The 12080-nt window shown below is 58.9% G+C and carries 13 protein-coding genes; all 13 read left to right on the forward strand.

Annotated features, from left to right (window positions below; translation table 11 throughout):
* Positions 1-19: 19 nt before the first annotated feature.
* The 13 genes from rpoE (at position 20) to B9A19_RS10545 (ending at position 12024) form a co-directional block, all read left to right on the forward strand.
* A complete protein-coding gene (gene rpoE / locus B9A19_RS10485; protein ID WP_084090751.1) occupies positions 20-637 on the forward strand; it encodes an RNA polymerase sigma factor RpoE in 618 nt (205 codons plus the stop codon).
* Positions 638-691: 54 nt separating this feature from the next.
* The gene (locus B9A19_RS10490) at positions 692-1213 is read left to right on the forward strand and encodes a sigma-E factor negative regulatory protein (protein ID WP_084090752.1); all 522 of its coding nucleotides are present in this window, start codon (positions 692-694) and stop codon (positions 1211-1213) included.
* Entirely contained in the window at positions 1210-2193 is a 984-nt protein-coding gene (locus tag B9A19_RS10495; protein ID WP_084090753.1) for a MucB/RseB C-terminal domain-containing protein, read from the forward strand. Before B9A19_RS10490 ends, B9A19_RS10495 begins: the two co-directional genes overlap by 4 nt.
* Before the next feature lie 174 nt (positions 2194-2367).
* Entirely contained in the window at positions 2368-3798 is a 1431-nt protein-coding gene (locus tag B9A19_RS10500; RefSeq protein WP_084090754.1) for a DegQ family serine endoprotease, read from the forward strand.
* Complete coding sequence (locus B9A19_RS10505) at positions 3795-4040, forward strand: glutaredoxin family protein (protein ID WP_084090755.1); 246 nt, start codon at positions 3795-3797, stop codon at positions 4038-4040. Before B9A19_RS10500 ends, B9A19_RS10505 begins: the two co-directional genes overlap by 4 nt.
* 65 nt (positions 4041-4105) lie before the next feature.
* A complete protein-coding gene (lepA, locus tag B9A19_RS10510; protein ID WP_084090756.1) occupies positions 4106-5899 on the forward strand; it encodes a translation elongation factor 4 in 1794 nt (597 codons plus the stop codon).
* A gap of 30 nt (positions 5900-5929) precedes the next feature.
* A complete protein-coding gene (gene lepB, locus B9A19_RS10515; protein WP_084090757.1) occupies positions 5930-6886 on the forward strand; it encodes a signal peptidase I in 957 nt (318 codons plus the stop codon).
* Between the two features lie 28 nt (positions 6887-6914).
* Complete coding sequence (locus B9A19_RS10520) at positions 6915-7277, forward strand: DUF4845 domain-containing protein (protein ID WP_084090758.1); 363 nt, start codon at positions 6915-6917, stop codon at positions 7275-7277.
* A 15-nt stretch (positions 7278-7292) separates the two neighbouring features.
* Positions 7293-7991 carry a ribonuclease III gene (rnc, locus tag B9A19_RS10525; RefSeq protein ID WP_084090759.1) on the forward strand — a complete coding sequence of 233 codons (699 nt, stop codon included), beginning with the start codon at positions 7293-7295 and terminating at the stop codon, positions 7989-7991.
* 21 nt (positions 7992-8012) lie between these two features.
* Entirely contained in the window at positions 8013-8945 is a 933-nt protein-coding gene (era, locus tag B9A19_RS10530) for a GTPase Era (RefSeq protein WP_084090760.1), read from the forward strand.
* Positions 8946-8965: 20 nt separating this feature from the next.
* A complete protein-coding gene (recO, locus tag B9A19_RS10535) occupies positions 8966-9733 on the forward strand; it encodes a DNA repair protein RecO (RefSeq protein ID WP_084090761.1) in 768 nt (255 codons plus the stop codon).
* A gap of 183 nt (positions 9734-9916) precedes the next feature.
* Positions 9917-10282: a SpoIIAA family protein gene (locus tag B9A19_RS10540; RefSeq protein ID WP_084090762.1), complete on the forward strand. Its 366-nt coding sequence runs from the start codon at positions 9917-9919 to the stop codon at positions 10280-10282.
* Between the two features lie 44 nt (positions 10283-10326).
* Positions 10327-12024, forward strand: coding sequence for a cyclic-di-GMP receptor FimW-related protein (locus B9A19_RS10545; protein ID WP_139798770.1), 1698 nt, complete (start codon positions 10327-10329; stop codon positions 12022-12024).
* Positions 12025-12080: the final 56 nt, after the last annotated feature.

Consider the following 12080-nt stretch of genomic DNA (forward strand, 5'->3'; position numbering starts at 1 on the left):
ACGCACTGGCTTACGGAGTATGCATTTGGACAAACCCACGGAACGGGATATCGACGCGGAACTGGTCGCACGGGCGCAAGCCGGCGACAAGCGCGCGTTCGAGCTGCTGGTGGCCAAGTACCAGCGGCGCATTGCCCGGCTGCTGACGCGACTGATCCGCGATCCGCAAGAAATAGAGGACGTGACGCAAGAGGCCTTCATCAAGGCCTATCGCGCGTTGCCGTCGTTTCGCGGGGAGTCGGCCTTCTATACCTGGCTGTACCGGATCGCGATCAATACGGCCAAAAACTACCTGGCATCGCTGGGGCGCCGCCCGCAGTTGTCGGCCGAGTTCGAGGACGAAGATGGCGAGACGCTGGATGCAGCGGCACAAATACCGGATCACAACACGCCGGAATCTGAACTCTCCAACCGGCAGATTGTCACAACCGTCAATGAGGCTGTGGATGCGTTGCCGGATGAGCTGCGCACTGCCATCACCCTCAGGGAAATGGAAGGGCTGTCCTACGAGGATATTGCCGAGGCGATGAATTGTCCGATCGGTACGGTGCGTTCGCGGATTTTTCGCGCTCGTGAAGCAATTGCGAGTAAGCTGAAACCGCTATTGGAAACCGTTGGCAAGGATCGTCGCTGGTAATGCGCATTGCGCTGCCGTGGCTTGCCTGAAAGCGCGTTTAGAGGCTAATCAACAATGAAAGAAAAACTTTCCGCTCTGCTCGATAGCGAATTGACCGCACAGGAGTGCGATGCAGTGCTGTCCGCCATGCAGGCCGATCCGGCGCTGCATGCCGACTGGCAGCAATGGCACCTGGTCGGTGATGTCCTCAAGCAGGAACACCCGATTCTTTCCCCCGATTTCATGAGCCGTTTCAGCGAACGGCTGGCGGCCGAGCCCATCGTGATTGCGCCGGTGGCGCATCGTCGCAAGCGCGACATACTCCGCCGTGCCATTGCGCCGGTCTCGGTGGCTGCATCGGTGGCCTTTGTCAGCATGGTGGGCTGGCAAGCCTATCGCGGTGCCGCGCAGACACCGGCCAGCGTGCAGACCACTGCACAGGCAGCCGTCAACGGCCAGGTTCAGCCCATGGTGGCGCAGGCGGGCAACAACCCGCGCCTGCGTGCCTATCTGGCCGCGCATCGCATTGACAACGGCAATGTCTTCGCCAGCCAGGACGTTATGGCGGTCTCTTATCAGGAAGCGCCGGCACGATGATGGCGTTGGCAGGCATGAAGTGGTGCGCACCGCTGGTGCTGGCGCTGGGTATGGCATTGCCGGCTGCTGCGGCGCCCGTAGGCGAAGTGATGCCGACGCCGGAAGCGGTTCAGCTGCTGAACCGCATGGCGCGCGCGCCGCAGGATGTGTCCTATCAGGGCGTGTACATCCATCAGTTCCCCGATCATATGGAAGCGGTGCGTGTCGTGCACGTGCGCGACGGCAGCTTTGATGCCGAGCGGCGCGAGTCGCTCGATGGCAGCGCGCGTGAATACCTGCGCCTTGGCGATCAGGTCAGCCTGTACATGCCCGATGGGGCACCCAATGTGCTGGATCGGCATCACGCCAACAAGCTCTTCCCGCGTCAGTTGCCCGATCAACCCGAGCAATTGCTGGCCGGCTACCAGATCCGTCTGGTCGGCAGGGAGCGCGTCGCTGGCTTCGATACCGATATCTACGATCTGGAACCGAAAGACAAGCTGCGTTTCCTGCACCGTTTCTGGGTGCACCCGGATACCGGCTTGACGTTGAAAGCGGCCATGTTCGGTACCAAGCGCGAGCTGATCGACCTGCAGGTGTTCTCGCAGCTGCAGATGGGGGCGGTCAATCGCCGTTTGCTCAAGCCCTCGCATCCGCTCAAGCCGGTGCCGGTGGAAGCCAACCCGGTCAATACGGTGTTTGCCGACCGCCAGCTGGAGATCCGTGTGGCCCCGCAGGGCTTCCAGTTGCTGCGGCAGATTCAGCGGCCCATGCCGGGGCACGACAAACCGGTGACGCACCAGTTGTATGGTGATGGTCTAGTCACGGTGTCGGTGTTCCTTGAGCCGTTTGATTCCAAGGTTGCACTGGGCCCGTCCGATCAGGGCATGGTCAATCTGTATACCCGCCAGGTTGGCCCCTATCTGGTGACGGTGCTGGGTGAAGTGCCGCCCGAAACGGCTTTTGCGTTTGCCACCCTCTACCAGTGGCGCGCACGCTGATTGCTGTAGTGTCAACTGCACGAACTTTCGTTCGTTGGGAACAAACTGCATCGATTTGCATCGAACACGGTGCATTTGCCGGCTGAGGCATGCAGTGCTTGCGTGCCTCCATCCGGCGTATTCATGTTGTCTGAAATTCTGTACGACTCAGCAAGACAAGAGGAAGAACCCACGATGATCAAAAACTGGATCACGCCCGGCCTGCTCGCGTTTGGCTTGACCGTGGCCGCCCATGCCGCAACCCCTGCATCGCTGCCGGACTTTACCCAACTGGTGGAAAAGGAAGGCAAGGCCGTCGTGAATATCTCGACGACGGCCACCATCACCGAACAGGCGCAGGGCCTCGGTGGTGACGATGATGTGCTCGATCTGTTCCGCCGTTTCGGTTTCCCGGCGCCGCCCAATCTGCGTGGCCAGCAAGGCCAGCCGCAAGAGCGCCAGGCCCAGTCGCTGGGCTCGGGCTTTATCATTGAATCAACCGGCTACATCCTGACCAATGCGCACGTGATTGCGCAGGCGGACGAGATCAAGGTCAAACTGACCGACAAGCGCGAGTTCAAGGCCAAGGTGATCGGCTCCGACGCGCGTACCGACGTGGCCTTGCTGAAAATCGAGGCCAGCAATCTGCCCAAGGTGGATCTGGGTAGTGCAGACAAGCTCAAGGTCGGTGAGTGGGTGGCGGCGATTGGTTCGCCGTTCGGCTTTGAAAGCAGTGTGACCGCCGGCATCGTGTCGGCCAAGGGCCGCAGCCTGCCGGATGAAACCTTTGTGCCCTTCATTCAGACCGACGTGGCAATCAACCCGGGTAACTCGGGTGGCCCGCTGTTCAATCTGTCGGGCGAGGTGGTCGGGATCAATTCGCAGATCTACAGCCGCTCGGGCGGTTTCATGGGCTTGAGCTTCTCGATTCCCATTGACGTGGCGATGAAGGTGGCCGACGAGCTGAAGGCAACCGGTCACGTCACGCGCGGTCGCATCGGCGTGGCCATCCAGGACGTGAACGAAGAGCTGGCCAAGAGCTTTGGCCTGCCCAAGGCCGGTGGTGCGCTGCTTTCATCGGTGGAGAAGGACGGCCCGGCCGAGAAGGCTGGCCTCAAGCCGGGCGATATTATCCAGAAGTTCAACGGTCAGGCCATCAATGCGCCGGGTGATCTGCCGCGCCTGGTGACTGCGACCAAGCCGGGCAGTCAGGCCAGGGTTGTGGTGTGGCGCGACAAGACCAGCCGGGAGTTCACCCTGACCGTTGGTCAGATGGACAACGCGGATCGTGCCTCCAAGGATAGAGAGTACAAGGGTAGCCAGCGCCAGGATGACAGCGGCCGCTTTGGCCTGTCGGTGCGCGAAGCCAATGCACGCGAGCTCAAGCAGCTGGGCATCAAGTTTGGCCTGGTGGTGCAGGCGGCCAACGGAGCTGCCGGCCGTGCCGGACTGCAACAAGGTGATGTGATTGTCGGCATTGGCAGCAACGATGTCACCAGCCTGCAACAACTGCGCAGTACGTTGACCGGCCTGAAGGCAGGCGAAACCATCGCGCTGCGGGTGCAGCGTGGCGAAGGGGCGCAGTTCCTGACGCTGAAGGCGCCGGACAACAAGGCAGAAAAATGACGACATTGACGCTGTATGGACGCGAATACTGCTCGCTGTGCACGGTGATGCGCGAGCAGCTGGCCCAGTTGGCCCCGTTGCGCGGTTTCATCATCAACTGGATCGATATCGACGATGATGACGATCTGGAAGACCGGTATGGCGAGTTGGTGCCGGTGCTGGAGACCGAACAGGGCGAGGAAATCTGCCACTATCATCTGGATGTGGCTGCGCTGGATGAACGCTTGGCCAAAATCCGGTAAGATCGCGTCATACAGTACCAAACGGGGCACGCGTGGCGTGCCCCTTTTTCGTAACACGGAAGTCCATGGACCACATTCGCAATTTCTCGATCATCGCCCACATCGACCACGGCAAGAGCACGCTGGCTGACCGTTTCATCCAGTTTTGCGGCGGCCTGGAAATGCGCGAGATGAGCGAGCAGGTGCTCGACTCGATGGATATCGAGAAAGAGCGCGGTATCACCATCAAGGCGCAAACGGCGGCACTGAGCTACAAGGCGCGTGATGGCAAGGTGTACAACCTCAATCTGATCGACACCCCGGGACACGTCGACTTCAGCTATGAAGTCAGTCGTTCGCTGTCTGCCTGTGAAGGCGCGCTGCTGGTGGTCGATGCTTCGCAAGGCGTGGAAGCTCAGACGGTGGCCAACTGCTACACCGCCATCGAGCTGGGTGTGGAAGTGCGCCCGGTGCTCAACAAGATCGACTTGCCTGCAGCCGAACCCGAGCGCGTGGCGCAGGAAATCGAGGACATCATCGGCATCGAAGCCACCGACGCGGTACGCGCATCGGCCAAGTCCGGCATCGGTATCGAAGACATCCTTGAAGAAGTCATCAGCAAGATTCCGCCGCCCAAGGGCGACCCGGCTGCACCGCTCAAGGCACTGATCATCGATTCGTGGTTCGATAACTACGTTGGCGTCGTGATGCTGGTGCGCGTGGTCGATGGCGAAATCCGCCCCAAGGACAAGATCCTGTTCATGTCGACCAAGGCGCAGCATCTGTGCGAACAGGTCGGCGTGTTCACACCCAAATCGATGCAGCGCGACGTGTTGCGCGCCGGTGAAGTGGGTTTCGTGATTGCCGGGATCAAGGAGCTGGCGTCGGCCAAGGTCGGCGACACCATCACCATTGCCAAAGTGCCAGCCAGCGAGCCACTACCCGGCTTCAAGGAAGTGAAATCGCAGGTGTTCGCTGGCCTGTACCCGGTGGAATCGCACGATTATGAATCGCTGCGTGATTCGCTGACCAAACTCAAGCTCAACGACGCCGCGCTGCAGTTCGAGCCAGAAGTCTCGCAGGCGCTGGGCTTTGGTTTCCGCTGCGGCTTCCTGGGCCTCTTGCACATGGAAATCGTGCAGGAACGGCTGGAGCGTGAGTTCGACATGGACCTCATCACCACCGCACCGACGGTGGTGTACGAACTGGTGCTGAAAGATGGCACGGTCACGCACATCGAGAACCCGTCCAAGCTGCCCGAGCAGACCAAATACGAAGAAATCCGCGAACCCATCATTACCTCGACCATTCTGGTGCCGCAGGATTATGTGGGCGCGGTGATGACCTTGTGCAACCAGAAGCGCGGCGCGCAACGCAATATGCAGTACATGGGCCGGCAGGTGATGCTGACCTATGACATGCCGATGGCCGAAGTAGTGATGGACTTCTTCGACAAGCTCAAGTCGGTGTCGCGTGGTTATGCCTCGCTTGATTATGACTTCAAGGAATTCCAGGCGGCCGACCTCGTTAAGCTGGATGTGCTGGTCAACGGTGAAAAGGTCGATGCGTTAAGCCTGATCGTGCACCGGAGCTCCAGCGTATATCGCGGTCGTGAACTGGTGAGCAAGATGCGCGAGCTGATTCCGCGCCAGATGTACGACGTAGCCGTGCAGGCCGCCATTGGCGGCACCATCATCGCGCGCGAAAACGTCAAGGCCATGCGCAAGGATGTGCTGGCCAAGTGCTATGGTGGCGACATTACCCGCAAGAAAAAGCTGTTGGAAAAACAAAAGGCCGGCAAGAAGCGCATGAAGCAGGTGGGCAATGTGGAAATTCCACAAGAAGCCTTCCTGGCCATCCTGCAGGTCAGCGATAAATAAACCCGCCCCCGGCACACACAGGAAGTCTGCATGAACTGGCTTTACATCGGTATCGCATTCATCGTCCTCAGCCCCGTTCTGATCGGCATTGGCGCCAAACAGGAGCGCAAAAATGGCGAGGCGCCGCAAGCCGTGCAATACGGCTATATGGGCGTGATCATCGGCGCGTTCATCGTGCTGGTACAGCAGTTGTCGATTTCCTGGGCACTGCTGTTGTTCGTGCTGGTTACCGGTGTGATCTGGTTGCTTGACAAGTTCATGCTGGCAAAAAAACGTGGTGATGCGCCCCCGGCTGACTGGGTGGAGTTTGGCCGTGGTTTTTTTCCGGTGATTTTCGTGGTGTTCCTGCTGCGTTCTTTCGTCGTGGAGCCCTATCAGATTCCTTCGTCATCCATGCGTCCCGGCTTGGTTGTTGGCGACTTCATTCTCGTCAACAAGTTCGTTTATGGCTTGCGTCTGCCCATCCTGAACGATGTGGTGATTCCGGTCAGCACACCACAACACGGCGACGTGATGGTATTCAATTACCCGGAAGATCCAAAGCTGAATTACATCAAGCGCGTGATCGGCGTGCCCGGGGATGTAGTCGACTATCACAACAAGCGGTTGACGATCAATGGCAAGCCAGTGCCGACCATGCCTGCAGGTCCTCACACCTATCAGGAAGGGCCGGAGCAAGTGGCCAATGAGCAGTATCTTGAACATTATGGCGAGCATCAGTATCACACGCTGGCTGTGCCCAATCAGCCGGCGGTCGCGGTTGATCATGTCGGTTACTTTCAGTACCGTGAAAACTGCCGCTATGATGAGGGTGGTTTTACCTGCACGGTGCCGGATAAGCATTACTTCATGATGGGTGACAATCGCGATCACAGCGGTGATAGCCGCTACTGGGGCTTTGTTCCGGATTCGTATATTGTCGGCAAGGCTTTCTTTGTCTGGTTTAATCTGAAGGAACTGGGGCGCATCGGCACCCGCATTCAATAACAAGTACGCAGGGATTGAGGAATCAGTTATGCGCAAGCAGCAAGGTGTGAGCTTTGTCGGTTTCATCATTATCGCAATGGCGTTCATTTTTGCCGCGCTGCTCGTGATGAAGGTGTTCCCGGCTTATGTCGATTACTACTCGGTCAAGAAAGCGATCGACAATGTGGTGCGGGATGAAAACGGTTCTGATGCCCCGGCCGTACGCAGCGCGTTCGACAAGCAGATATTGATCAGCAACATTCAGGATATTGGCGCCAATGATTTGCGCGTGCAGGTGATCGCTGGCAATACCAAGGTGGCCGTTGATTACGAGAAGGTCGTACCGCTGTTCGGGAATGTCAGCCTGTTGTTCAATTTCAAATATGAAAAGATGGGCGGCGGCTCAAAATAAGGCGTAGCAGAACAAGTGGTCATTCTTGCAACCGAGCGCCTGTGCAAGGCGCTCGGTTATTCATTTTCAGAGCAGACTTTGCTGCGTCAAGCACTGACGCACCGCAGTCATTCGTCTACCAATAACGAACGCCTGGAGTTCATCGGCGACGGGGTGCTGAACGCCACCATCGCACGCGCACTGTTTTTGCAGTTTCCGCAGTTGAACGAGGGCGAATTGTCGCGCCTGCGCGCCAGTCTGGTGCGCCAGGAGGCATTGGCCGAGGTCGCCAGTGCCTTGCAGCTGGGTGATTACCTGTTCCTGGGCGAGGGCGAGCTCAAGAGTGGTGGCCATCGTCGTCCGTCCATCCTGGCCGATGCGCTGGAAGCCATTTTTGGCGCCATCTGGCTGGACGGTGGCTTTGCCCAGTCCGAGGCAACCATCATGCGTTTGTTCCACGAACGCATCGGCCAGATTGATCCGTCGCAGGCGCTCAAGGACCCCAAGACCGGCCTGCAGGAGTGGCTGCAGGCGCGCAAGCAGCAATTGCCCGAATACAAGGTCGTGCGCCAGGAGGGTGAATCGCCCAATCAGGTGTTCGAGGTGGCATGTGAAGTGGGCGGGCTGCAGATCAGCGCCAACGCGGAAGGCCCCAGCCGCCGCGCTGCCGAACAAAGTGCTGCGGCCCAGGTCATGCAGCAACTCAAAGAACGTTATCCCGGCAAGCGCCTTTAGCCTGCCGGCAGGAGTATCACCATGAGCGAAATGCTGCTCGATCCCGCCGATGAGGCGGGTGATTACCGTTGTGGCTTTGTGGCCATCGTTGGACGTCCCAATGTGGGCAAATCCACCTTGATGAACCGGCTGATCGGCCAGAAGGTCAGCATCACCTCGCGCAAGGCGCAGACCACGCGCCATCGCATTACCGGCGTGCTTACGTCGGAAACGGCACAGTTCGTCTTTGTTGATACCCCGGGTTTTCAGACCAAGTACCGCAATGCGCTCAACCAGGCGATGAACCGCAGTGTGACCACTACGCTGGCCGATGTGGACGTGATCCTGTTCGTGATCGAGGCCGGGCGTTTTGGCGCGGCCGACCAGGAAGTGCTCAAGCTGCTGCCCAAGGACAGGCCGGTGGTGCTGGTGGTCAACAAGGTGGATGAGATCGCCGACAAGGCCAGCCTGTTGCCCTTCCTGTCCAGCATGTCGCAGCAGCGCGATTTTGCTGCCATCGTGCCGGTGGCTGCGCTCAAGGACCAGAAGCTGGACGTGCTGGTCGGGGCGGTAGAACCCATGCTGCCGCAGTCCGGCCCGTTTTACGACGAAGACCACGTCACCGATCGCAACGAGCGCTTCCTGGCTGCAGAGCTGATCCGTGAAAAAATCTTCCGCCTGATGGGCGACGAGCTGCCCTATGCCATGACGGTGGAAATCGAGAAATTCACCGAGGAAGAAACCAAGGACGGCCGTGAATTGCGCCACATCCACGCTGCCGTGCTGGTTGACCGCGAAAGCCAGAAGTCCATGCTGATCGGCCGCAATGGCGAGAAGCTCAAGCGCATTGCCAGCGAGGCACGCCAGGACATGGAAAAGCTGTTCGACGCCAAAGTGTTCCTTGAGGTGTGGGTCAAGGTCAAGGGCGGTTGGGCTGACGATACCCGTCTGGTCCGTCAGTTCGGTTACGAATAAGGCAGGCGCGGCGGCTGGCGATGGCGGGTAATACGCAGAGCAAGCCGGCAAAGCCGCGCAAACGCAAAAGTGCTGGCGACGCGCCACGCGTCGATGCGGCACCTGCGTTCATCCTGCACCAATATCCCTATCGCGAAACCAGCAAGTTGCTGGAGGTGTTCACGCGTGACCATGGCCGCGTCGTCATGGTGGCGCGTGGCACGCAGCGCCCGGGCTCGCAATTGCGAGGCGTGCTACTGGCTTTCCAGCCCATTTTGTTGTCCTGGTTTGGCAGCGGAGAGGTCAAGACCCTGCATGCCGCAGAATGGCAGGGCGGCACCCCACAGCTGACCGGCTTGCCCCTGCTGTGCGGCTTCTACCTGAACGAGCTGCTGCTCAAACTTTTGCCGCGCGAGGAACCAGACCCGGCATTGTTTGTCAGTTATTTCGAAGCCGTGCAGTCGCTTGCTGCATTAAGCGGTGCAGGCGTGGAACCGGTCTTGCGCAGTTTCGAATTGCAATTGCTGCGCCTTCAGGGATATGCGCCGGATTGGGGGCATGCCGAGGACGGCAGTCCGGTTCGGGCCGATGGTGAGTATGGCTTTTTGCCGGGGCAGGGGGTCGGTTTGCCACGGCCCGGCTGCATCGCTGTCGATGGGGCAACGCTGATCGAGGCCGCAGCGGGGGCCTTTGTCAGCGAGCGCACGCTCGCGCAAGGCAAGTTGCTGATCCGGGCTGCACTGGGCGACATACTGGCCGATACGCCGCTGCACACGCGCAGACTGTTGCTTGATTTGAACAAACTGTGAAAGCGCTTTCTTTTGCGCCATTCGTCACCACGAATGCGTTAGAATCATGTCAGTTTGTACTGTGCATGCGGGTTGCAGCAAAGATGGTCGTTGGCTGCAGGCGGCCATTCCGACGCATTCCCGGCATTTAAGCTATGCTGATTCTAGGTAGGGGTCAGAAATAAGTAGTGCGCAGGAGGGGGTATGCTTACAATTAGTCACGAGCCGAACTATATTTACGTTGCCGTTGCCGGTGAGCTTACAGTTCACGATTTCCGTGAGTTCGAGAATGATGTGTTGTACGAGTTGCGCTTTCATGGCGCGGTCAACCTGCTTTTTGATCTGACCGAGATGCTGGGCTATACCCTCGACATGGCCATCGAAGAGATCCGCTTCACGCGTGCGCATCGGCGTGATTTCCAGCGCGTGGCCGTGGTGGCCAACGACCAGTGGATTACCTGGTCGGCATGGCTGAACCAGTTGCTGTCCGATGCGGAAATCGAAGTCTTTACCGATGTCGAAGGCGCACAGGCATGGCTCAACGAGTCGGCCGCCAGCGCTGCGGCCTGAGCTAGCTCCAACAACGCCTCGCTAACGAAGAGTTTATACGTGACATGATCGGTAGTTTGTTCTCCCGCGACAAATCGCCATTCCTTGGCCTCAAGCAGGCCGGTGCCTGGATCTCCAAACTGGAGCAGGACGATCCTGCCACACAGCGCAGCAAGCTGTTGCAGGCGCTGGATGACTTCCTGAACGTGCCGCGCAAGCTCGGCCTGGAAATGCTGCAGGCCGTGATGCTGGTGGACGATGCGGCACAAAGCGGATTTGATGCGCTGTGCTACCAGTACATTTCCAACCCGCGCATGTCCAAGGAAATCGAGCAAAAGCTCTGGCGTGACATCGTCGGCTTTGCCCAGACCTGGGTATCGGTGTACCAGCGCTTTGTGCAGCACGAAGTCAGCTCGGCGGAAAAGGCCGGCTTTGACGAGCGCATGCCGCAAGTACTGGCGCGTAGCCTGCATTACCTGTCCATCCAGGCCAAATGGCATTATTTTCATTTCGAGAAAGTGCCGACCGAACTGTGGACGCTGATACATCGCCTGTATCGCCTGTCCGAGGTGGATGGCTTTGACAGCAACCCGTTCCAGCTCTATCCGCACCGGCAGGATGAAATCAGCTCGTGCGCTGACGAATACATCCAGATCCTGATGCTGGCCACGCTGTCCAGCAACAATTTGTCGGTGCGCCAGCTCGACTGGGCTGACCACTGGCTGGATCAATGGTCGAAGCAAATCCAGCTCTCACGCAAATACCAGCAGGAACGGCATCATTTCTGCATCAACCTGCAGGAATCATCCGGCCCGCAGAAAATCCAGCCCGACTCGGCCGGCGAGCCTTTTCGCTACTGGAGCCTGTTTGACCTGATGGCCGATCTGCAGGACGTGCTGCGCCGGCTGGAGCAGGGGGTCGCCCCCAAGGATCTGGGGCTGGGCAGCGATATCCGCACGCCGGCCAGCCTGGAGCTGCTCAAGCATCTGGACATGTTCTGGACCATGGCGATCCGCAACTCGGAGATCAATCGCAGCGAGCGGCGCGAGGTGCGCAAGGCTGCCGATGTGGTTTATGGCCTTGAGCGCATCTATGCCTGTGTGCGTGCCGACAACGACAAGTATTCACGCCAGCCGACCGAGACCAAGACCCAGGTCGATTACGACGAAATCATGGACATGCGCTTGTATGGTTTCGTGTCGTCGCGCACACGGTCCAAGCAGCTGCACAATCCCTACACCGTGCCGACCAAGCAGCAGGATTGGGCCACCTGGACCATAGAGAACGAATCGGATGGTGGTTATGGCGCCTTGCTGCGCTTCTCCGAGAACGAGTGGGTGCGCCCAGGCCTATTGCTGGCCGTTCGTCTTGGCGGTAGCGAAAACTGGCAGATCGCCGTAGTGCGGCGGCTGAGCCGCAAGAACGACGATGAGGTGTATGCCGGGGTGCAGGTGCTTTCCACCACCCCGGTAGCGGTGAACATGAATTCGGCCGAGCAGGACCGGCTGGAACAGATTTCGGTCACCGAAATGACGCCATTCGGTGTCGAGCTGCCGAACATGCGCACTGCCTTGTATATCCCGCATCAGGTCGATGGTGCCAACATCAATACCCTGCTGATCCGCTCGGCCGACTATGGTTTGGGGCGCATCTATCGTGTGCAGGCACGTGATCGGGTGTTTACCGTCAGCCTCGGTCAGGTGATGGAAAAGGGCGTCGAATGGACGTGGGTTAGCGTGCAGGTGTTGCGGCAGGAGAATTGATCGCAATACCCGATAAAAAAACGGCGCCCCATGGCGCCGTTTTTTTATCGGTCTGG

This window comes from Andreprevotia lacus DSM 23236 (genome assembly GCF_900176275.1).
Taxonomy (GTDB): Bacteria; Pseudomonadota; Gammaproteobacteria; order Burkholderiales; family Chitinibacteraceae; genus Andreprevotia; species Andreprevotia lacus.